The organism is Actinocorallia libanotica, from assembly GCF_039525175.1.
GTDB lineage: Bacteria > Actinomycetota > Actinomycetes > Streptosporangiales > Streptosporangiaceae > Actinocorallia > Actinocorallia libanotica.
Genome location: NZ_BAAAHH010000054.1, coordinates 14,920 through 36,318, shown reverse-complemented (window position 1 = coordinate 36,318; position 21,399 = coordinate 14,920). Strand labels below are relative to the sequence as shown.

Annotated in this window: 19 protein-coding genes; 4 read left to right on the top strand and 15 right to left on the bottom strand. The window is 73.0% G+C overall.

Going from position 1 to position 21,399, the window contains the following annotated elements; translation table 11 throughout:
• Positions 1 to 764: 764 nt before the first annotated feature.
• Positions 765 to 1,808: an alpha/beta hydrolase gene (locus ABD140_RS36465; protein ID WP_344246953.1), complete on the top strand. Its 1,044-nt coding sequence runs from the start codon at positions 765 to 767 to the stop codon at positions 1,806 to 1,808.
• Between the two features lie 58 nt (positions 1,809 to 1,866).
• Here ABD140_RS36465 and urtE read toward each other — a convergent pair whose 3' ends face one another.
• The 7 genes from urtE to ABD140_RS36430 form a co-directional block, all read right to left on the bottom strand.
• A complete protein-coding gene (gene urtE / locus ABD140_RS36460) occupies positions 1,867 to 2,559 on the bottom strand; it encodes an urea ABC transporter ATP-binding subunit UrtE (protein ID WP_344246951.1) in 693 nt (230 codons plus the stop codon).
• On the bottom strand, positions 2,559 to 3,329 hold the full coding sequence (gene urtD / locus ABD140_RS36455; RefSeq protein WP_344246948.1) for an urea ABC transporter ATP-binding protein UrtD: 771 nt from the start codon (positions 3,327 to 3,329) through the stop codon (positions 2,559 to 2,561). The genes urtE and urtD overlap by 1 nt, the downstream gene beginning before the upstream one ends.
• Entirely contained in the window at positions 3,326 to 4,447 is a 1,122-nt protein-coding gene (gene urtC / locus ABD140_RS36450) for an urea ABC transporter permease subunit UrtC (protein WP_344246946.1), read from the bottom strand. Before urtC ends, urtD begins: the two co-directional genes overlap by 4 nt.
• Complete coding sequence (gene urtB / locus ABD140_RS36445; protein ID WP_344246944.1) at positions 4,444 to 5,313, bottom strand: urea ABC transporter permease subunit UrtB; 870 nt, start codon at positions 5,311 to 5,313, stop codon at positions 4,444 to 4,446. The genes urtC and urtB overlap by 4 nt, the downstream gene beginning before the upstream one ends.
• A 79-nt stretch (positions 5,314 to 5,392) precedes the next feature.
• Entirely contained in the window at positions 5,393 to 6,580 is a 1,188-nt protein-coding gene (urtA, locus tag ABD140_RS36440) for an urea ABC transporter substrate-binding protein (protein WP_344246959.1), read from the bottom strand.
• A 260-nt stretch (positions 6,581 to 6,840) separates the two neighbouring features.
• Positions 6,841 to 7,536 carry a dimethylarginine dimethylaminohydrolase family protein gene (locus tag ABD140_RS36435; protein WP_344246942.1) on the bottom strand — a complete coding sequence of 232 codons (696 nt, stop codon included), beginning with the start codon at positions 7,534 to 7,536 and terminating at the stop codon, positions 6,841 to 6,843.
• Positions 7,533 to 8,105 (bottom strand): zinc-ribbon domain-containing protein, encoded by a 573-nt coding sequence (locus ABD140_RS36430; RefSeq protein ID WP_344246940.1) that lies wholly within the window; start codon positions 8,103 to 8,105, stop codon positions 7,533 to 7,535. Before ABD140_RS36430 ends, ABD140_RS36435 begins: the two co-directional genes overlap by 4 nt.
• 154 nt (positions 8,106 to 8,259) lie before the next feature.
• Here ABD140_RS36430 and ABD140_RS36425 point away from each other — a divergent pair, with 154 nt between their 5' ends.
• On the top strand, positions 8,260 to 8,799 hold the full coding sequence (locus ABD140_RS36425) for a hypothetical protein (protein WP_344246938.1): 540 nt from the start codon (positions 8,260 to 8,262) through the stop codon (positions 8,797 to 8,799).
• A gap of 24 nt (positions 8,800 to 8,823) precedes the next feature.
• On the top strand, positions 8,824 to 10,287 hold the full coding sequence (locus tag ABD140_RS36420; RefSeq protein WP_344246936.1) for a glycosyltransferase family 39 protein: 1,464 nt from the start codon (positions 8,824 to 8,826) through the stop codon (positions 10,285 to 10,287).
• 57 nt (positions 10,288 to 10,344) lie between these two features.
• On the opposite strand, the gene era is transcribed toward ABD140_RS36420, so the two are convergent.
• Positions 10,345 to 11,295: a GTPase Era gene (era, locus tag ABD140_RS36415; protein WP_344246934.1), complete on the bottom strand. Its 951-nt coding sequence runs from the start codon at positions 11,293 to 11,295 to the stop codon at positions 10,345 to 10,347.
• A gap of 110 nt (positions 11,296 to 11,405) precedes the next feature.
• Between era and ABD140_RS36410 the strand changes: the two genes are divergently transcribed.
• Positions 11,406 to 12,062 carry a hemerythrin domain-containing protein gene (locus ABD140_RS36410; RefSeq protein ID WP_344246932.1) on the top strand — a complete coding sequence of 219 codons (657 nt, stop codon included), beginning with the start codon at positions 11,406 to 11,408 and terminating at the stop codon, positions 12,060 to 12,062.
• On the opposite strand, the gene ABD140_RS36405 is transcribed toward ABD140_RS36410, so the two are convergent.
• The 7 genes from ABD140_RS36405 to ABD140_RS36375 form a co-directional block, all read right to left on the bottom strand.
• Complete coding sequence (locus tag ABD140_RS36405) at positions 12,050 to 15,307, bottom strand: ATP-binding protein (protein WP_344246930.1); 3,258 nt, start codon at positions 15,305 to 15,307, stop codon at positions 12,050 to 12,052. The two genes, ABD140_RS36410 and ABD140_RS36405, sit on opposite strands and share 13 nt — an antisense overlap.
• Before the next feature lie 53 nt (positions 15,308 to 15,360).
• Complete coding sequence (locus tag ABD140_RS36400) at positions 15,361 to 17,460, bottom strand: MMPL family transporter (RefSeq protein WP_344246928.1); 2,100 nt, start codon at positions 17,458 to 17,460, stop codon at positions 15,361 to 15,363.
• A 102-nt stretch (positions 17,461 to 17,562) separates the two neighbouring features.
• Complete coding sequence (locus tag ABD140_RS36395) at positions 17,563 to 17,877, bottom strand: cytidine deaminase (protein WP_344246926.1); 315 nt, start codon at positions 17,875 to 17,877, stop codon at positions 17,563 to 17,565.
• Positions 17,874 to 18,533 carry a hypothetical protein gene (locus ABD140_RS36390; RefSeq protein ID WP_344246924.1) on the bottom strand — a complete coding sequence of 220 codons (660 nt, stop codon included), beginning with the start codon at positions 18,531 to 18,533 and terminating at the stop codon, positions 17,874 to 17,876. The genes ABD140_RS36395 and ABD140_RS36390 overlap by 4 nt, the downstream gene beginning before the upstream one ends.
• A 72-nt stretch (positions 18,534 to 18,605) precedes the next feature.
• Positions 18,606 to 19,853 (bottom strand): hemolysin family protein, encoded by a 1,248-nt coding sequence (locus ABD140_RS36385; protein ID WP_344246922.1) that lies wholly within the window; start codon positions 19,851 to 19,853, stop codon positions 18,606 to 18,608.
• A gap of 17 nt (positions 19,854 to 19,870) precedes the next feature.
• On the bottom strand, positions 19,871 to 20,338 hold the full coding sequence (gene ybeY, locus ABD140_RS36380) for an rRNA maturation RNase YbeY (RefSeq protein ID WP_344246920.1): 468 nt from the start codon (positions 20,336 to 20,338) through the stop codon (positions 19,871 to 19,873).
• A complete protein-coding gene (locus tag ABD140_RS36375) occupies positions 20,335 to 21,357 on the bottom strand; it encodes a PhoH family protein (protein ID WP_344246918.1) in 1,023 nt (340 codons plus the stop codon). Before ABD140_RS36375 ends, ybeY begins: the two co-directional genes overlap by 4 nt.
• Positions 21,358 to 21,399 lie beyond the last annotated feature (42 nt).

Sequence of the window (21,399 nt, the reverse complement as noted above, 5' to 3'; positions counted from 1 at the left end):
CGGCCCTGGCGGGCGGGGCCCTGCGGCTGGCGGGGCGCGGCGGCCTGCGGGGGGCGGGGCGCACCCTGCGGCGGGTGGGCGACGGCCTGGGGGGGCGCGGGAGGAGAAGCCGGCCGCGGCGCGGCCGGAGGCGGGACAGGCGGGCGCATCTGCCGTGGCCTGCCCGGGGGCTGGTGGGCAGCCTGCGGTGCGCCGTCGGTCAGCCACTCGTAGTCCGGCCCACCTGGCGAGGTCGACGATGAGGTCGACATGTCAGTCACAGAGCGCCTCTCCACGAACACGAAAAGCGGCATACGCCGCACGAAACGGTCTAGACCCTATATGACCCGCGTTGCCCAGAAGTTACTTTCAGAGTGATTGTTGGGGTCCTATGTGGGTAACGCGAGGGGCTCCGCTACGGTCCGTCGATCACGCCACCGCCGGGACGTGACCGCAGTCACTCTAACACCGCCGAACTTTTCGACCACCTGGTGAATCCAACGGTCAGAGGCTTGCTGTGCGCCGGGACGAGGCCCTCGCCGGACCGCCCAGGAATGGCGGCGCGCCATTGAAAAGCGCCACCTCTTGCCCTTGATTGATCTTCCGCCGCGCATTCTTGAGCACAAGTGGATGAGTCAGCGGAGGTCAACCAGTTGTCATGTCCGCGGAGAAGTAACGGTTGCCTCAAGTTACGCAGAGTGAGACAAGTGGCGGGAAAGATGGATGTTCCGCTAGGTTCTCTTATCCATCATCGTGTCCAAAAGCAGGCCCCAGGGGAGAGCCCCGTGCATGCAATCACCCGACGTGGCGCGATCTCGACCGTCGCCCTCTCCGGCCTGGCCGCCGTGCTGCGTCCCGGTTCCGCCTCCGCGGCCCCCGCCGACACCGGCGCCGCGGTGGTGAACGAGCAGATGGTGCGCGATCGCGTCCTCGACGTCACCATCAACACCCAGGCCCTTCCGTTCATGCAGCCCAAGGCGCGCCTCCTGCTGCCCCGGGGCTGGAGCAAGAACGCCGGGCGCACCTGGCCGACCCTCTACGTCTACGGCGGCGGAGGCGAGGGCGACTACCAGGGCTGGGACGTCATGACCGACATCGGCGAGCTCGCCGCCAAGTGGGACGTCCTCGTGGTGATGCCCGAAGGCGGCGTCAGCGCCGGGTTCACCGACTGGTACAACGCCGGCAAGGGCGGCCCGCCCAAGTGGGAGACCTTCCACACCCAGGAGGTCGTCCAGCTGATGGAGCGCAACTTCCGCGCCGGCAACGTCCGCGCGGCCATGGGCATCTCCTCCGGCGGCCAGGGCGCCATCACCTACGCCGCGCGCCACCGCGGCCTCTTCCGCTACGCGGCCTCCTACAGCGGCCTCCTCCACATCACCAAGCCCGGCATCTCCACGCTGATGGCCCTGGCCGACATGAACTCCAGCGTCGAGACCAGCCCCGAGATCAAGTGGGGCGACCCCGTCCGCAACCGCGACAACTGGCTGATGCACGACCCGTACTACCTGGCGGGCAACCTGCGCGGCGTCGGCCTGTACGTCTCCTCCGGCACGACGGGCAAGGCGGGGCCGCTGGACGCCAAGTTCGCGGACGTGCTCCAGCAGCAGGGCGGCCTGGCGGGGGCGCTGCAGTACCAGGTCGTCGGCGGCGTCGGCGAGCAGCTCTGCGGCGTCACGTCCAAGTCGCTGGTCGACCGGCTCCGGGCCATGAAGATCCCGGTGACCTCCCACCTGTACGGCGACGGCATGCACAACTGGGCGTACTGGAACCGCGAGTACCGGCTGGCCTGGCCGCGGATCATGAAGGCGCTGAACGCCCGCGCGTACTGACCGGCGCGCCGAAGGGGGCGGCACCGGCCGGTGCCGCCCCCTTCGGCGTTCCGCCAGCTCACACGGCCAGCATGCGGCCCACCTTCTCGTCGCGCAGGTCCGCCGCCTCGCCGGCGTGCACCACGTGCCCGCCCTCCAGGATGACGAACCGGTCGGCCAGGCGCAGCGCCAGCTCCAGGTACTGCTCCACCAGGAGGATCGCCAGCCCCGTGCCGTGCAGGCGCTCGATCGCCTCCTCGATCTCCAGCACGATGCTGGGCTGGATGCCCTCGGTCGGCTCGTCCAGGATCAGCATCTTCGGCCGGGTCACCAGCGCCCTGGCGATCGCGAGCTGCTGCTGCTGGCCGCCGGAGAGGAACCCCGCCCGCCGCTTCAGCAGCGGCACCAGCCGCGGGAAGGCGTCCAGCGCCTCGTCCACCGCCGCCCTGTCCCGGTGGCCGCTCGCCTCCAGGACGACCTGGAGGTTCTCGGCGACCGTCAGCTGCGGGAAGGTGCCGTGGCCCTGGGGGACGTAGCCCATGCCCAGCCCGACCCGCTCGTGGGTCTTCAGCCGCGTGACGTCGCGGCCCTCGAACTCCACGGTGCCCGCGCCCGCGCCGAGCACGCCCATGACCGTGTTGAGCAGGGTGGTCTTGCCGACCCCGTTGCGGCCCATCACGCACATCAGCTGCCCCGCGCCGACCTCCAGGTCGACGCCGAAGAGCACCCGGGCCCTGCCGTAGGCGGCCTCCAGGCCGCTCACCTTCAACATCAGACGGCCTCCTCCTTCTTGCGGCCCAGATAGACCTCCTGGACCCTCGGGTCGGCCTGGACCGCCGCCACGTCCCCCTCCACCAGGACCCTGCCCTCGTGCAGGACGGTGACGGTCGAGGCGTAGCGGCGCAGGAACTCCATGTCGTGCTCGACGACGATCACGGTGTGGTCGCGGGCGATCTCGGTGAGGAGTTCGCCGGTGCGCTCCCGCTCGTCCTTGCTCATGCCCGCGACCGGCTCGTCCAGCAGGAGCAGCCGCGGCCCCTGGGCCAGGAGCATGCCGATCTCCAGCCACTGGCGCTGGCCGTGCGAGAGGATCCCGGCGGGCTTCTCGGCCAGGTCCTGCAGGCCGATCGTCTCCAGCGCGGCCGCCACCTGCGGGCCCACGCCCCTGCGGCGGCGCAGGAGGCTCACCAGGGGGCGGCGGAAGCCGGCGGCCAGGTCCAGGTTCTCCAGGACCGTCAGCTCCTCGAACACCACCGAGGTCTGGAAGGTGCGCCCGATGCCGAGCCGGACGATCTGGTGCTCCCTGCGGCCCGGCAGCGGGGTCCCCGCGAAGGCGACGGTCCCCGACGCGGGCCGGGTCAGGCCGGTGATCACGTCGATCAGCGTGGTCTTGCCCGCGCCGTTGGGGCCGATGAGGAAGCGCAGCTCCCCCTCCCCCACGCTCAGGTCCACCCCGTCGATCGCCTTGAAGCCGTCGAAGACGACCATCAGGTCCCTGATCTCCAGCAGGCCGCCCGCGGCCTTGCCCGCTTCCCCGCTCATACCGCGACCTCCTCCTTGACCGGGGCGGGCGGCGCGGCGGGCGCGGCTGCGGCGCGCCGCCGCGCCAGCAGGTCTCCCGCCTGGCCCGCCAGGCCCGCGATGCCTTTGGGCGCCAGCATGATCACCAGGATGAACAGGCCGCCCTGCAGGTAGGTCCAGCCCTCGGGCCAGTTCTCCGACAGGGAGGTGTGCGCCCAGTTCATCAGGACGCCGCCGAGGACCGCCCCGGCCAGCGAGAAGCGCCCGCCGATGGCGACCGCGACGAGCAGCTCGATCGAGGGCACCACGCCCAGCAGCGCGGGCGAGATGATCCCGACGACCGGCACGTACAGCGCCCCGGCGATGCCCGCCATGGCCGCCGACACCGCGAAGGTGACGGTCTTGACCGTGGCGGGGTTGTAGCCGAGGAAGCGCACCCGGTCCTCGCCGTCGCGGATGGCCACCAGCAGCCGCCCGAAGCGGCTCCTCACCAGCTGGCGGGCGAGGAGGTACAGCGCGCCCAGCACCGCGACGACCACGAAGTAGAAGGTGCGCTGGGCGCCCTCGTCCTCGGGGTCCATGCCGAACACGTCGTAGAAGTTGGTCAGCCCGTTGGTGCCGCCGGTGAGGCCCTGCTGGCCGACCAGCCAGATCACGAACGCGGCGGCCAGCGCCTGGCTGAGGATGGCGAAGTAGGCGCCGCGCACCCGCTGGCGGAAGACCAGCAGGCCCAGCACCGAGGCGACCGCGACCGGCAGCACCACCACCATGGCCAGCGCGAAGAACGGGCTGCGGAAGGGCTCCCACAGCGCGGGCAGCTCCTCCACGCCGCTCCAGACCATGAAGTCGGGCAGTCCCTCGGTCCCGGCGTCGTTCAGCTTGAGGTACATGCCCATCGAGTAGCCGCCGAGCCCGAAGAAGACGCCCTGGCCGAGCGTCATCATGCCGCCCTGGCCCCAGGCCAGGCCGATGCCCAGCGCGGCGATCGCGAAGCACAGGTACTTGGCCAGCAGGCCGAGGCGGAACGGGTCGAGGGCGGCCGGGGCGATCGCGAGCAGCAGCAGCGCGGCCGAGGCGAACAGCACGTAGCCGCGGTGCCTTCCGGTCAGCAGGGCTCTGCCCCGCGTCAGGGCGCTCATGTCAGCGCCCGGGAGCGGAGGACGAACATGCCCTGCGGACGGAACTGCAGGAAGGCGACGATCGCCGCGAACACCACGACCTTGGCGAAGCTGGCGTCGGTCCAGAACTCCACGAAGGAGTTGAGCAGGCCCAGGGCCAGTGCGGCCAGGACGGCGCCGCGCAGCCGGCCGAGGCCGCCGGCGACGACGACGAGGAAGGCGTCGACGATGTAGTTGGTGCCCAGCGTGGGGCCGATCGGGCCGACGAGGGTCAGCGCGACGCCCGCGACGCCGGCCAGGCCGGAGCCGATGAAGAAGGTGAGCCGGTCCACCCGTTCGGTGACCACCCCCGAGCAGGCGGCGAGCTCGCGGTTCTGCATGACCGCGCGCATCCGGCGGCCCTGCCCGGAGCGGTTCATGTACGCCCAGATCGCGATCACGCAGGCGACCGCCAGGGCCATGATGAACAGGCGGGTGTGGGGGATCGTCATGCCGCCGAGTTCGAGCCTGCCGCCCAGCCAGCCCGGCGCCGTCACGTTGACGTTGGGGGCGCCGAACAGGTCGCGGGCGAGCTGCTGCAGCACCAGGCTCACGCCCCAGGTGAGCAGCAGGGTGTCCAGCGGCCTGCCGTAGAAGCGCCGGATGGCCAGCCGCTCCAGGACCAGTCCCATGAGCCCCGCCACGGCGAACGCCACCGGCAGGGCCAGCAGGACCGCCTGGTCGGCGGCGACGTCCTGCAGCAGGTAGGCGGTGTAGGCGCCGGCCATGATGAACTCGCCGTGCGCCATGTTGATGACGCCCATCTGGCCGAACGTGAAGGTCAGGCCCAGCGCGATGAGCAGCAGGGCGCCCGCGATGCTGAGCCCGACGGGCAGTTGGTCGAGCATCTCCCCTCCTCTCTTGAGTCCTGCGGGGGGCCGCCCCGCGCCGTGCGCGGGGCGGCCGCCGGCCGCGACGCCTCGGGCGTCAGGAAAGGCCCTCGGCCCAGGGGTAGGACTTGAGGTAGGGGTCCGGCTTGATCGGCTCGCCGGAGCTCCACACCTCCTTGATCAGGCCGTCGGACTGGATCACGCCGATCCGCGCGGTCTTGTGCACGTGCTGGTTCTCGCCGTCGATGGTGACCGTGCCCTCGGGCAGCTTCAGCTCGATCCCGGCGGAGGCCTTCTTGACCGCCTCGACCTCGGTGGTCCCGGCCTTCTTCACCGACTCGGCCCACAGGTATACGGCGTTGTAACCGGCCTCCATGGGGTCGGAGGTCACCTTCTCCTGGCCGTACTTCGCCTTGAAGGCGGCGACGAACTTCTCGTTCTCGGGGGTTTCGGTGGTCTGGTAGTAGTTCCACGCCACCGGGTGCCCGGCGATGTTCTCCACGCCGATGCCGCCCACTTCCTCCTCGGCGATGCTCACCGAAAGGACGGGCAGTTCCTTCGCGGTTCCGCCGGCCGCCTTGAACTGCTTGAAGAAAGCGACGTTGCTGTCGCCGTTCAGGGTGTTGAAGACCGCGTCGGGCTTCGCCGACATGACCTTGTTGACGAGCGTTCCGTATTCGGTGTGGCCCAGGGGCGTGTACTCCTCGCCGACGACCTCCATGCCGTTGGCGGCGGCGTACGCCTTGATGATCTTGTTGGCGGTGCGCGGGAAGACGTAGTCGCTGCCGACCAGGAAGATCTTCTTCTTGCCCTGCTCCTTCAGGTAGTCCAGGCCGGGGATGATCTGCTGGTTGGTGGTGGCGCCGGTGTAGTAGATGTAGGGCGAGGACTCCAGGCCCTCGTACTGCACCGGGTACCACAGCAGCGCCTTCTCGGCCTCGAAGACCGGGAGCATGGCCTTGCGGCTGGCCGAGGTCCAGCCGCCGAACACGGTGGCGACCTCGTCCTTCTTGATGAGCTTGCGCGCCTTCTCGGCGAAGGTCGGCCAGTCCGAGGCGCCGTCCTCCACCACCGGCTCGATCTTCTTGCCGAGCAGGCCGCCCGCGGCGTTGATCTCCTCGATCGCCATGAGCTCGGAGTTCTTGACGGTGACCTCGCTGATGGCCATGGTGCCGCTCAGCGAGTGGAGGATGCCCACCTTGATGGTGTCACCGCCGCCACCGGCGCTTTCGGCTTCCTTGCTCTCACCGCAGGCCGTGAGCACCAGTGCCGCGGCGGCGGCCATGACGGCCGTTCTCCGCCAGTGGGAAATACGCAACTTGCTTCTCCTCCGGGAAGGTCCCCCGTTTTGTCGGTCGACCAACAAAATGCGGGAGGCGTATTTCCGGGGAGCCGTCGGCGTGTTAATTGCGCATTACCGAAGTACCACCGTGTGAACAAAGGGTGAACCGGCGCCCGGTCGACCGCAGCGAAGCGAGGATCGGCCGGGCGCCTTCGGGGGTCCGGGGGTCGCCCCCCGGTCTGGATCATCCGCGGTCACAGCGGTCAGACCAGCAGGGAGAGGCGGCCGACCGTGCCGTCGCGGGCCTCGAACTCGCCGATGTCGACGGTGGTGACGCGCCAGCCGTCGGCGCGCAGGAGGGCGGCGGTGCGGGGGGCTCCGGCGGCCAGGAGGAGGTGGTCGCCGCCCAGGGCCACGACCGCCGCGCCGGACGGCTCGGGGGCGACCCGCAGGCCGGGCAGGCCGGAGGTGTCGATGAGGTCGGGGACGCCCAGCAGCGAGCCGTCCGGCAGCGCGGCCATCGCCGACCGCAGGTGGGGGACGCCCGCGACCTTGACGCCGACCACCCGGCGGGCGGGCAGCAGCGGCGGCAGCAGGCACAGCGCCTCGTCGTCGGTGCGGGCCGACCGCCCCACGTAGAGGGCGTCGGCGGTCTGCAGGACGTCGCCGCCCTCCATGACGCACGCGCCGTCCAGGGTGCGGACCTCCAGGCCCAGGTCGCCGAGCGCCTCGGCGGTGCCGGCCACCTCGGCGGCGCGCTCAGGCGCGCCGGGGCGGGCCAGGACGGCGCGGTCCCCGCACACCACGGCGGTGTCGCCGACGAAGACCGCGTCGTCGCCGTCGCCGACGGGCGCCAGCCGGCGGATCGCGAAGCCCGCTCCGGCCAGCACCTCGACGTACGCCTCGTGCTGGGCGCGGGCCCGCCTCGGTCCGGGGGTCCGGACCAGGGCGGTCCTCATCTCGTCGCGCCCTCGGCCACCAGGATCACGCCCAGCGCGTGGGCGGCGCTCATGCCCAGGGACTCGGCGACACGGCGCAGCTCGCGGCGCTCCCCCTCGCTCAGCGGGCCGTCGGCCAGGGCGACGCGGACCACCTGGGTGAGGAACCACTCCTTGGCCTCGACGGCCAGGTGGGCGCCGGCGCGGGCGATCTCCTCGCGGTGGAAGGCCTCCGGCAGGTGCAGGTCCTCGGCCAGCTCGTCGCTGGTGTAGGCCTCCTCGCCGTAGCCGACCACGGCGTCCACGGAGCGGATCCGGGCCTGGGCGTCGGCGGGGTCGCCGGCCTTCAGCACCAGGCAGCAGGCGGCGCGCATCGCGGCGGGCAGCGCCGCGGCCATGGCGGCGGCGGTGGGCTGGCGCAGGACCGAGACGTTGAAGCGGGTGCGGCAGGAGCGGCACTCGACCGCCTCGCCGAGGCCGCGCAGGGGCACGACGGGCAGGAAGAAGAGGGTGACCCAGCGCTTGCCGCGGCGGCGCCGGTACCGGCGGTCCCCGCCGCAGGACGGGCAGTGGAAAGTGCCCTCGCCCATCGTACGGAAGCAGACCGTCAGACCGAAGACCAGAAACACCGGCTTCCCCTTCCGAAGGGTTGAAAAGTCAACATACCGACCTCCCGGGGTCCGTGGGGACGGTATGGGGAGAAGACGCTAGCGGGGGCAAACGCGACCTTCTACCCTTCAACCCATGACTCCGCCATACACGCCGGGTTACGGCGAGCAAGGGTATCCGCGCCCCACCGCTGCTCCCGCCACCCCGGCCCGCCGCATCCTGGCGGCGGTGAGCCTCCTGGCCTCGGCCGGAGTGGCCGTCGCGCCCTTCCTGCCGTGGGTGCGGGTCTCCCAGGCGGCGTTCCTGATCTTCCCGGCGAAGTCGCAGAGCTGGACCGCCATGGACGACCTGCCCGAGACGAGCAGCGCCCCCGGCCGCCTCGTCCTGGCCGCCGGGGTGATCGGCCTCGTCCTGGCGCTGGCGGCCCTGGCCACCGGCCGCAGGCCCCTCGGCCTGGCCGCGGTCGCCCCCGGCGTCCTGGGGCTCGCCGGCTGCCTGCTCTTCGTCCGGGAGATCCAGGCCTACCAGGAGAAGATGAAGGCCGACCTCCTCGCCCAGCTCGCCCAGGCCGTCCTGGACATCCAGGGCGGGCTGGCGGCCGGCTGGTTCCTGGCCCTGGCGGGCTCGGTCGTGCTGCTGCTGTGCGGTGCCGGACATCTGTTGCGAAAGGTTTAGAGGCTAACCTTTCCTCGATTCCCCATGTCCATGAGATCCCTGCTCTCCTCCCGTCCCGGCCCGCCCGTCCTCACCGCGCTGGCCGCCCTCGCCGTCGCCTGCTGGGGGCTGACCGCGCCCTCCTTCTGGCGGGACGAGGCGGTCACCGCCGACCTGACCGGGCGCACCGTGCCCCAGCTGCTGCGGGTCCTGGGCGAGATCGACGCCGTCCACGGCTTCTACTACCTGCTCATGTGGCCGGTCACCACGGTGTTCGGCGTCTCCGAGCTCACCCTGCGACTGCCCTCGGCCCTGGCCGCGGCGGCCGCGGCCGGGCTCACCACCGCGCTCGGGCGGCGGCTCGGCTCCACCCGGCTCGGCGTCACCGCCGGGCTGCTGGTCGCCCTCTCCCCCTTCCTCAGCCGCTACGCCCAGGAGGCCCGGCAGTACACCCTGGTCGCCGCGCTGGCCGTGCTGGCCACCTGGCTGCTGGTGCGGGCCGAGGACCGGCGCGGCTGGGCCTGGTACGCGGTGGCGGTGGTGCTGCTGGGCTACACCCACCTGTTCGCGCTGCTCCTCCTGCCCGCCCATGTGATCGCCCGGCGCGACGCCCTGCGCCCGTGGGCGGTCGCGACGGGCGCGGCGCTCGTCCCGGTGGCGGGGCTGGCGGTCTTCGCCCAGACCCAGCGCTACCAGGTGAGCTGGATCGAGCCGGTCACCGCCAAGGGCATGCTGCGGCTGGCCCAGGCGCTGGGCTGGGGCCCCTTCCTGGCGGTCCCGGCCGTCCTGCTTCTGGCCTTGGCGCTGTGGCGGTACCGGCCCGCCGCCCCCCTGCTGCGGGTGGCGCTGCCCTGGCTGGTGCTGCCCCCGGTGCTGCTGGTCGGGGTGTCCCTGGCGGGCAGCCCCTACTACGTGCAGCGGTACCTGCTCTTCTGCGTCCCGGCCGCCGCGCTGCTCGTCGCCGCCGGGCTGGAGACCCTCCCCTGGAAGCTGGCCGTGCCGCTGGTCGTGGCCGCCGCCGCGGCGACCGTCCCGGTCCACCTCGACCAGCGCCGCCAGGACGGGCGGGTGGACGACCTGCGCGCCCTCGCCGGGATCGTCGCCGAGCACAAGCGGCCCGGCGACGCCCTGCTCTTCACCGACATACGCATGCGGCCCGCCCTGTCGGTCTACCCCGGCGCCTACCGGGGCCTGGACGACGTCATGCGGCGCGCCACCCCGGTGGCCTCCGGCGACCTCAAGGGCCGCGAGATCTCCCGTACCCGGTACGCCGAGGCGCTGGCCGGGGCCGACCGGGTATGGCTGCTGCACAACCGCGTCCCGTTCCTGCCCGGCTCGGACTGGACGGCCGGGTCCAAGCGGCGCGTCCTGCGGGAGGCGGGCTTTGAGAAGACGCGGAGCTGGCGCTACAAGGGCGGCCAGATCATGCTCTACGAGCGCGTCCCCGACGCCGGGGACACCGCGGACGCGCTGCCCAAGCACGCCGTGCGGACCGACCTGGCGGGCTGAGCCCGCCGGTCGCCCCGGCCGGCCCGCGGGCCGGCCGGATCAGGCGGATCAGGCGGATCAGTCGTAGAAGCCGAGGCGGCGCAGCTGCTTGGGGTTGCGCTGCCAGTCCTTGGCCACGCTGACCTGGAGGTTGAGGTAGACGCGGGTGCCCAGCATCGCCTCGATCTGCTTGCGGGCGCTGGTGCCGACCTCGCGCAGCCGCGCGCCCTTGCGGCCGATGAGGATCGCCTTCTGGCTGGGCCGCTCGACGAACACGTGCGCGTAGATGTCGGTGAGGTCCTCGCGGCCGGGGCGCGGGCCCATCTCGTCGACGACCACCGCGATGGAGTGGGGCACCTCCTGCTCCACGCCCTCCAGCGCCGCCTCGCGGACGAACTCGGCGACCAGGATCTGCTCGGGCTCGTCGGTGAGGTCGCCCTCGGGGTACAGCGGCGGGCCCTCGGGCAGGTGCCCGGTCAGCACGTCGGCGACCACGTCGAGCTGGTAGGGGCCGTCCCCGCCACGGGCGGACTGGCCGGTCTGCGCGCCGAGGCCGCCGACCGCCGAGACCGGCACGATGTCGGCCCAGTCGCCGAGGGCGTTCACGGCCATGAGCTGCTCGGCCAGCTGCTGCGGGCCCACCTTGTCGGCCTTGGTGACGATCGCGACGACCGGCGTGCCCTTCACCTGGGCCAGCTCCCGCGCGATGTAGCGGTCGCCGTCGCCGACCTTCTCGTCGGCCGGCACGCAGAACCCGATCACGTCCACCTCGGTGAGGGTGCCGCGGACCAGGCTGTCCAGCCGCTCCCCCAGCAGGGTGCGCGGCCGGTGCAGGCCCGGGGTGTCGACGATCACCAGCTGGGCGTCCGGCCGGTGCACGATGCCGCGGATCGCCCGCCGCGTGGTCTGCGGCCGGTTGCTGGTGATCGCCACCTTGGTGCCCACCAGAGCGTTCATCAGGGTGGACTTGCCGACGTTGGGCCGTCCGACAAAACAGGCGAATCCGGATCTGAACTCTGGCGTGGTCACCCTCCGATTCTCCCGTACCCGGGGAGCTGACCCGACCGCGGGCGTCCCCGCCGGCCGCCGGACAAGTGAGCGCCAAGCACCCGCCAAGCGCGCCGGGCGACGCTGCGGCCATGGACAAGACACCCGTTCCGCTCGTGCGGCCCCGGACCGAGGGCGCTCCCGAGGTCGACCTGACCAGCTTCGCGATCATCCACCGCGCCATGTGCGGCGAGGTCCGCAGGCTCGCCGACCTCACCGCCGCGCAGGGCGACACCCCCTTCCCGCCGGAGCGGGAGACCGCGCTCCGGCGCCTGCTCGGCCACCTGGCCACCGAGATCCACGGCCACCACACCAAGGAGGACGAGGTCCTGTGGCCGGTGGTCTCCGCCTCGGCGGGCGCGGCCGTCGACCTGCTGCCGCTGACCGAGGACCACACCGCGATCGACCCCTGCCTGGACCGGCTCCGCACCGCCACGGGCCGGGAGCGGGCCGAGGCGCTGGCCGTCCTGCGGGACCTGATGGAAGAGCACATCGCCGAGGAGGAGGCCGTGCTCTTCCCCGTCATGCGCCGGTACGTCTCCGTCGCCGACTTCACCGCGTGCGAGAAGCGGTTCCAGCGGGGCGCTCCCCTCTCCCACATGAGGTTCGTCCTGCCGTTCATCGCCGACCACGCCACCCCCGAGGAGCTGGCGCGGATGATGAAGACGGCGGGTCCCGTCATGGGACTCCTCGTGCGGCTCTTCCGCCCCGGCTACGACAGGCTGCGGCGGACCGTCTACGGGAGCTGAGCGCGGGCGCGCTCGGCCCAGTGCGCGGCGCCCAGCCGCTCGGCGACCTCGACGGCCTCGGCGTAGTGCCCCGCGGCGGAGTCCAGGCCGAGGAACCCCGCCAGCTCCCCCAGCACGTGGCCCACCGGGCACAGCCCCACGCTGGCCGTGATCGCCCCGGCGTAGAAGCCCTCGTAGGGCAGCAGCCGCGCGTACAGGTCGGCGGCCGTCTCGCGGTCTCCCAGCTCGATGCTCAGCAGCGCGCGGACCGACAGGTGGAAGTCGTGGAAGTAGTTGACCTCCACGGGCCCCGCGGCGGCGGAGACCTCGTGCGCCCGCTCCCGCTCGCCGGCCGCGAGCAGGACCAGCGCGTACAGGTCGGCCATCAGCGCGCTGTACCCCCACGCCTCCCAGACGGGCTGGATCTCCACCAGCAGCTCGGCCAGCCGGCCCTGGGCGAACAGGACGGTGAACCGGCCGAGCCAGGCGATGGCCAGCTCGCCGCCCCACAGGCTGGTGCCCTGGAACCGCTCCATGATCTCGAAGTAGCCGGCCTCCGCCTCGGCGAACCTGCCCTCGATCACCATGCGCATGCCCTGGTCGAAGTGCGCTATGTGCACCAGCAGGGTCAGCTCGTAGGCGGCCGCCAGCCGCAGGCCCCGCTCCAGGTGGGAGCGGGAGCCCGCCAGGTCGAGCCGCCCCGAGCAGACCTGGTGCGCGAACATGTGGCCGAGCACCTGGTACATGCCCAGGGAGTGCGCCTCGGCCAGCGCCAGCAGCTCCTCGGCGTTGGCGCCGCGCTCGTCCAGCGACTCGGGAGTGCGGTAGCAGTTCATGTGGAACCCGTTGAGCGCGTGCGCGAGCAGTTCCGGCTCGCCGAGGCCGCGGGCGATCCGCACCGCCTCCTCCGCCGCGCGGGCGCCCCGCCGCGCGCGGTCGTTGTCCAGCTCCATCGCCAGCGTGGTGAGCAGGCCGACGCGCAGCGGGCCCGGCGGCAGGCCCTCCAGCGCCTCCGACGCGACGGCGATCACCGCTTCGTCCCGCACGCCGTACAGGTGGTTGGTCCACAGCGACGGCACGTCGTAGGCGGTGATGACGCGGGCGGTCAGCTCGGGGTCGCCGATCCCGCGCAGGGTGTCCAGGACCTCGTCGCGACGCGCCCTGGCCGCCATCAGGTCGCCGGAAAGGGCCAGCGCCCGGACCAGCCGCGCCACGAGCTCCAGCCGGGCCCGGGGGTCCGACGGCCCTGAGCGGTCGTGGGCGTCCAGGGCCTGCGTCCACAGGTGCGACGCGGTCCGGTGGGCGAAGTGCGCCTCGGCCGCCTCCGCCGCCTTCGCGGCGTACCGGACGGCCTTGTCGAGCCGCGTCCCCGCCGCCAGATGGTGGTGGGCGAGCGCCGCCGGGTCCGCCGCGGGGCGCGCCTCCAGCGCGTCCGCGACCCGGGTGTGCAGCCGTGCCCGGCGCAGCCTGGACAGATCGTGGTAGAGGGTGTCGCGGACCAGGACGTGGGAGAACCGGACACCGGTGTCCTCCTCCGTCAGCAGTCCGGTGACCAGGGCCGCCTCCAGGGAGTCCAGGACGGCCTCCTCGTCGACGCCGCAGATCTCCGTCAGCAGGCCGGGATCGACGTCGCGGCCCGCCACGGCCGCCGTGCGCAGGACCGTCTGCGCGGTCGCGGGCAGGCGCGCGACCCGCCGCCGGAGGACGTCCCCCACGCCGGAGGGCACCGCGTGCACGGCGGCCTCGGGGCCTTCGGAGTCCAGCAGGCGCGCGGTCTCCCGGACGAAGAAGGGGTTGCCCGCCGTGCGTTCGGCGATCGCCGCCAGCGTGCGGGCGTCCACCTCCGCCGCGCACACCCGTCCGACCAGTTCCGCGACGGCGCCCGCGTCGAGGCCCGCCAGCTCCACGCGGACCGGCTCGTGCCTGGCCAGGGCGGCCAGGGCCTCGGCCAGCGCGTCCGTCGGCTCGGCGGTGCGGTACGTCGCCAGGAACAGCACGCCCGGCACCCGCCCGGCCAGGCCCGCCAGCAGTCCGAGCGTCTCCTCGTCGGCCCGGTGCAGGTCCTCCAGGACCACCACGAGGGCGGCGGAGCGGGCGGCCTCCCCCAGGTAGTCGCCGATCGCCCGGTGCAGCCGGAACCGGGCGACGGTCAGGTCGCCCGACGGGGCGAGGGCGTCGTCGTCGAGCATCGGCGCCAGCGTCTCCGGCGCGGGATGGCGCTCGGCCAGCGCACGCAGCAGCTCCGCCCACGTCCACGCCGCGGGCGCGCCGCCGACCTCGGGGGTGCGGCCCCACGCCTGCTCCCAGCCCTCGGCCGCCAGCGTCCGGCAGACCTGGGCCGCCAGCGCGGTCTTGCCCGCGCCCGCCTCACCGGACAGCAGCACCAGCCGTCCGCCCGACCGGACCGCCGCCAGGATCTCCGCCAGCTCCCGGTCCCTGCCGACCAGCGGCTCGGCCGCCGGCTCCGGCGGCGCCGGACGCGGGACGGCGAGCACCGCCGGCGCGTCCTCCGGCGCCGCCGCCAGCGCGGGCGACTGGCGCAGGATGTCGCCCTCCAGCGCCTGCAGCGCCGGACCCGGATCGACGCCCAGCTCCTCGGCCAGCAGCGTGCGGATCTCCCGCAGGACGGCCAGCGCGTCGGCCTGCCTGCCGCCGCGGTACAGCCCCAGGGCCAGCAGCCGCCGCGCCGCCTCCCGCAGCGGATGGGCGGCGGTGTGCGCCTCCAGCTCCAGCACCGCCTGCGCGGTGGCCCCGGCCGCCAGCATCGCCGCGGCCCGCCGCTCCAGGACGGTGAGGCGCAGTCCGGCCAGCCGCGTCCCCTCGGCCTCCGCCCACGGCAGGTCGGCGAACTCCGCGTAGGCGGGGCCCCGCCACAGCTCCAGCGCCTCGTCGGCCCTCGTCCAGGCCAGCGACGGGTCGGCGCTCTCCCCCGCCAGGCGCTCGAACCGCCACACGTCGACGGCGTCCCGCGGCAGGACCAGCGCGTATCCGGGCGGGCGGGTCACCAGCACGGACGCCGGGGTGCGGGGGGACCGGCCGGGCTCCAGGGCGCGCCGCAGATGCGACACGAACGCCTGCACCCCGGCCAGCGCCCGGGCGGGCGCCTCGCCGGGCCACAGGTCCTCGATCAGCCGGTCCGCCGGCACCATCCGCCCGCCCGCGGCGACCAGCCGCGCCAGCACCGCCCGCTGCCGCGTCCCGCCGAGTTCGGCGGCGTCACCGCCGACCTTCGCCTCGAAAGTCCCGAGGATCCTTATCTCGACCATTTGGCGGGAATCATAAACCGCCGTGCCCCCGCCGGAAGGGCACTTCGCCGCGCTCAACCGGCGAGGGTGAGCTCCTCGGCCTCCGGCGGCCGCGCGCCGTGCACGTCCACCTCGGGCAGGATCCGGTCCAGCGGGCGCGGTAGCCACCAGTTCCAGCGGCCCAGCAGCGCCATCGCCGCGGGGACGAGGACCAGCCGGACCAGGGTGGCGTCCAGCGCCACGGCGACGGCCAGGCCCACCCCCATCTGCTTGATCACCACGCCCGGGTCGAACACGAACCCGACGAAGACCGCGATCATGATGAGCGCGGCGCTGGTGATGATCCGGCCGGTGGCGCTCAGCCCGGCGACCACCGAACCGTGCGGGTCCCCGGTGCGCTCGTGGTCCTCCCGCACCCGCGTCAGCAGGAAGACCTCGTAGTCCATCGAGACCCCGAACAGCACCGCGAACATCAGCGGCAGGATGAAGCTCGAGACCGGCACGCTGTGCGGCAGGCCCAGCAGCTCCGCGCCCCACCCCCACTGGAAGATCATGACGAGTGCCCCGTAGGCGGCGGCGATGGACAGCAGGTTCATCGCGGCGGCCTTCAGCGGGACGGCGACCGAGCGGAAGACCAGCAGGAGCAGCAGGCACGAGGTGCCCGTCACCACCAGGATGACCAGCCAGATCCGGTCGGAGACGATCTCCGTCAGATCGCGGTAGGCGGCGGTGAACCCGGTGACCTCGCCGCCCAGCGGCACGACCCGCGCGCGCACGGCGTCCACGAGGCCGGGCACCCGCTCGTCCTGCGGGCCGAACGCGGGGATCACGGTGAGCACGGCGGCGTCGCGCCCGGGCGACACGAGCGGCTCGCCCACCGAGGCGACGTCCGCCAGAGCCGCCAACTCCCGCCGTACGGCCACCGGATCCGCCTTCTCCGTCAGATCCAGCGCCACCAGCAGCGGCCCGTTCGCGCCCGGCCCGTACGCCTCGGCGATCAGGTCGTAGGCCTGGCGGACGGTGGAGCCCTCCGGTTCGGAGCTGGCGTCGTTGGGCCAGCTCCGCATGCCCAGGGCGGGCGCGGCCAGCGCCAGCAGCAGGGTCAGGGCCGCCAGCAGCCACGGCAGCGGGCGGCGGACGACCAGGGCGGCCCAGGCGCCCGCCCGGCGCGAGTCGTTCACCACCGGGGCGCCGCGGCGCTCGCGGCGGCGCAGCACCCGGCGGCCCGCCAGGCCGAGCAGCGCGGGCAGCAGGGTGACCGCCGACGCCATCGTCGCGAAGACCACCATGCCCGCCGCGAAACCCATCGTGACGAACACCGGCAACCCGGCGAACACCAGCCCGCACAGGGCCACCAGGACCGTCGCCCCGGCGAACAGCACCGACCTGCCCGCGGTCGCGTTGGCGCCCGCCGCGGCCTCGGGCACGGCCAGGCCCTCGGCGAGGTTCTCCCGGAACCGGGTGAGCACGAACAGGGCGTAGTCGATGCCGACGCCGAGCCCGATCATCACCGCGAGCGTCGGCGCGGTCGTGCCGACGTCGGCGACCGCCGCGAACAGCGTGATCCCCGCGACGCCCACGCCCAGCCCGGTGAGCGCGACGGCCAGCGGCAGCCCCGCCGCGGCGACCGAGCCGAACGCCAGGAACAGGATGACCAGGGCCGCGACGATCCCGATGGCCTCGGACGTCCCGCCCGGCGCCGTCACGTTCTCCGGCAGCTGCCCGCCGAACTCCACCCGGGCGCCGGGGACCTCGGCGGCCTTCTCCAGCAGGTCCAGGTCCTCGGCGGGCTTCAGGTCGGTGACCGGCACGTCGTACCGGACGGTCAGCAGCGCCGTACGGCCGTCGGCGCTCGGCACCGGGCCGTCCACGCCGACCACGTGCGGCAGCTTCGCGATCCGGCCGGACGCCCGCGCCACCTCTGCCGCGTCCACCCCGCCCTCATCGTGCACGACGACCCGGGCGTCGGCCTCGGCCATCGCCGGGAAACGCTCCCTCAGCAGGTCCGTCGCGGCCTGCGAGCCCGTCCCTTCGAGGTCGTAGTCGTCGTGCAGCGCCCCGCCCAGCGTCGAGGCCGCCCCCGCGAACAGCGCCAGGGCCAGCAGCCAGGCCCCGATCACCCGCCAGGGCCGCCGCGCCGCGGCACCTCCCAGGCGGTAGAGCATCCGAGACATCCCGTCCCCTCTCCGAGGTCTTCCTCATCGAGGGCCACTGTGGAGAGGGGGCCTTGCAGGGGGCTTGGCGGCCGCTTGCGGGTTCCCGCAAGCGGCATGCCGTCACAGCGTGGTGTGCACCGTCCCGTCCGGACCCGCCACCAGGACCGGAGCCTCGGGGCCCAGGTCGCGGACGGGGGCGATGTCCGGCAGGTCGCCGGCGGTGACGACCACCGCGGCCTCCAGGCCCTCGGCTCCGCTGGCCACCGCCATCGCGACGGCGACCTGCAGCGCGGACAGGTCGAGGTGGGGCAGCGCCACCGTGGTGGCGGTGTAGGTGCGGCCGGTCTCGTCCCGCACCGCCGCGCCCTCCGGGGCGCTGTTGCGGGCGCGGGAGGAACGGGCCAGCTTGATGAGCTTGTCGTCCTCGGGATTCACGGGCTCAGCTTAGAGGCTCCGGGCAGCCTGGCCGCCGCGCGGGCCGCCGCGTCGGCGGCGGGGCTCGGGGCCTTGGGGGAGACGACGCCGGGCTGGGCGACGATCAGGAGGGCGTCGCCGTTGCGGTGCACGATCAGCTCGTAGCTCAGCGTGCGGCCCGGACCCGCCGGGGCGGAGAAGCGCACCGCCAGGGTGTCCGCGGGCGCCAGGCCCGGCGTCTTCAGGGGGCTCTGGGGGAGGTTCATCTCGGCGCCGCCCACCTTGGCGCGCAGCGCCGTGCATCCGGCGGCGTCCCGGCGCGCGGCGTCCAGCGTCCGCCCCGCCCGTACCGAGCCCGCGTCGAAGACCTGCTGGGTGAGCGTCGACCCGGGATCGAGCCGGTAGAAGGCGGTGCCCCTGCTCGGCACGTCGCGGAGCCCGTACCCGTCCGCCAGGGCCAGCAGCCGCCGGCAGGGCTGGTCGTGCGCGACCACCCCGCGGAAGGCGGACTGCGGCTGGGCGGGCAGGTAGTCTCCCGGCACGTCCTGCGATGTCAGGACGGCAGCGGTCAGTCTGGCCGGGAAGTCCGCCCCCTTCGGCGCGGCATCCCGCCCGCACCCGGCGGCCAGTGCCGCCGCGGCGGCGGCGAGCACGGCTCCGCGAACGATGCGCCTCATGGGAATCCCCCGAATCCTCCTGATGGCGAAGAAGATCGTTCCCGGGGGGAGGCGTGTCAATCCTCCGGCCCGTCACTCCCCGCCGGGGTTCTCCCCCTCCGGCAGGCGCTCGACCAGCACCGTGCCGATGCGGTTGCGCCGCCCGGCCAGGCTCTCGGCGGTCAGCCGCAGCCCCGCCACCTCGGCGGTGGACCCGGCGATCGCCACCCGGCCCAGCGCGTGCGCCAGCAGCCCGCCGACGGTCTCCACGTCCTCGACGTCGATCTCCACGCCGCACAGCTCGGCGAGCTCCTCCACGCCCATCCGGGCGGTGACCCGCCGGCGGCCGTCGGGCAGCGCCTCCACCCGGGGCAGCTCGTTGTCGTACTCGTCGGTGATCTCCCCGACGATCTCCTCGAGGATGTCCTCGATGGTGACCAGGCCCGCCGTCCCGCCGTACTCGTCGATGACGATCGCCACGTGGATCTGCCGCGCCTGCATCTCGCGCAGCAGGTCGTCGATCGGCTTGGAGTCGGGCACGTACGTCGCCGGGCGCATCAGCTCCGCGACCCGCGCCGACTCCTGCGCCGGCGCCTCGTGCAGCCGCCGCACGACGTCCTTGAGGTAGGCCACGCCCACCACGTCGTCCTCGTTCTCACCGGTCACCGGGATCCGGGAGAACCCCGAGCGCAGCGACAGCGACAGGCACTGGCGCAGCGTCTTGTCGCGCTCGATGAACACGATGTCGGTGCGCGGCACCATGACCTCGCGGACCAGGGTGTCGCCCAGCTCGAAGACCGAGTGGATCATCTCCCGCTCGTCCGGCTCGATCAGCCTGCGCTGCTCGGCCAGGTCGACCAGGTCGCGCAGCTCGGCCTCGGTGGCGAACGGGCCCTCGCGGAAGCCCTTGCCGGGGGTCAGCGCGTTGCCCAGCAGGATCAGCACCCGCGGCAGCGGCCCCAGCACCCGCACCAGCGGGTGCATGACCAGCGCGCCGACCAGGGCCACCCGCCCGGCGTGCTGGATGGCCAGGGTGCGCGGGCCGACCCCGACCACGATGTAGCTGACCAGGATCATGATCACCGCGGCGGTGACGTAGGCGCGCCACGTCTCGTCCAGCCAGCCGATGCACAGGTCGGCCACGATCACCGTCGCCGACAGCTCGCACGAGGTGCGCAGCAGCAGCAGGAGGTTGACGTAGCGGGCCGGGTCGGCCACCACCTCCGACAGGCGGGGGGAGTCCAGCTCGGCGACCCGGACCCGGGAGACCCGGGTCAGCGCGGTCTCCATCCCGGCGAACAGGCCGGCGAAGACGACCAGCGCGACCGAGGCCCCGATCATCCACAACTGGGTACCGCTCAGCGCGACTCCCGCCAGCTCTCCAGCAGCCTGCCCTGCAGGCCGAACATCTCGGCGTGCTCCTCGGGCTCGGCGTGGTCATAGCCCAGCAGGTGCAGGATGCCGTGGGTGCACAGCAGCTCCAGCTCGTCCTGGGTGGAGTGGCCGGCCTGGCGGGCCTGGCGCTCGGCGACCGCCGGGCACAGCACCACGTCGCCCAGCAGCCCCGGATCGGCCTCGCCGTCCTCCGAGCCGCCCGACAGGTGGCCCGGGCGCAGCTCGTCCATCGGAAAGGCCAGCACGTCCGTCGGCTTGTCCTCGCCCATCCACTTGAGGTTGAGCTCCCGCATCGCCGGCTCGTCCACCAGCAGCAGCGACAGCTCCGCCAGCGGGTGGATCTGCATGCCGTCCAGCACGTGCCGGGCCAGGCGGACCAGCGTCTCCTCGTCGGCGGGCGCGCCGGACTCGTTGAGTACCTCGATGCTCATCTGCGTCCCCGTTCGCGCCGCGGGGGGCGCTGCTGCTCGGCCTGCGGTGCGTCGTAGCGCTCGTAGGCGTCGACGATGTCGCTGACCAGCCGGTGGCGCACCACGTCGGTGCTGCTCAGCCGGCAGAAGTAGATGTCCTCCACGTCCTTCAGGATGTCCTGGACGACGGCCAGGCCGCTGCGCGAGCCCGACGGGAGGTCCACCTGCGTCACGTCGCCGGTCACCACGATCTTGGAGCCGAAGCCCAGCCGGGTGAGGAACATCTTCATCTGCTCGGGGGAGGTGTTCTGCGCCTCGTCCAGGATGATGAAGGAGTCGTTCAGCGTCCGGCCGCGCATGTAGGCCAGCGGGGCCACCTCGATCGTCCCCGCCTGCATCAGCTGCGGGATCGAGCCCGGGTCGACCATGTCGTGCAGGGCGTCGTACAGCGGGCGCAGGTACGGGTCGATCTTCTCGTACAGCGTGCCGGGCAGGAAGCCCAGCCGCTCGCCCGCCTCGACCGCCGGGCGCGTGAGGATGATCCGGTTGACCTTCTTCTCCTGCAGCGCCTTCACCGCCTTGGCCATCGCCAGGTACGTCTTGCCGGTGCCGGCGGGACCGATGCCGAAGACGACGGTGTGCTGGTCGATCGCGTCGACGTAGCGCTTCTGGTTGACGGTCTTGGGGCGGATCGTGCGGCCGCGGGAGGAGAGGATGTCGTGGCTGAGCACCTCGGCGGGCCGGCCGGACTCCCGCAGCATCGACACGCTGCGCTCCACCGACTCGGGGGTCAGGGACGCGCCCTTGCGCAGCAGCGTCACCATCTCGCCGAACAGCTTGGCCACCAGCTCCGGCTCCGAGCCGCCGGTGACGGTGATCTCGTTGCCGCGAACGTGGATGTCGCTGTTGAAGGCCCGCTCGACCACGGCCAGCAGCTCGTCGCGGGACCCGAGCAGCGCCACCATCGACTGCTCGTCGGGCACCACGATCTTGATCTGGGAGCGTGCGCCCTGCTGGGTGGAATTCTGTGATTCGCTCATCTGCCGGCCTGAAGCGGCCACTGAACCCCTCTGATCTGCGGA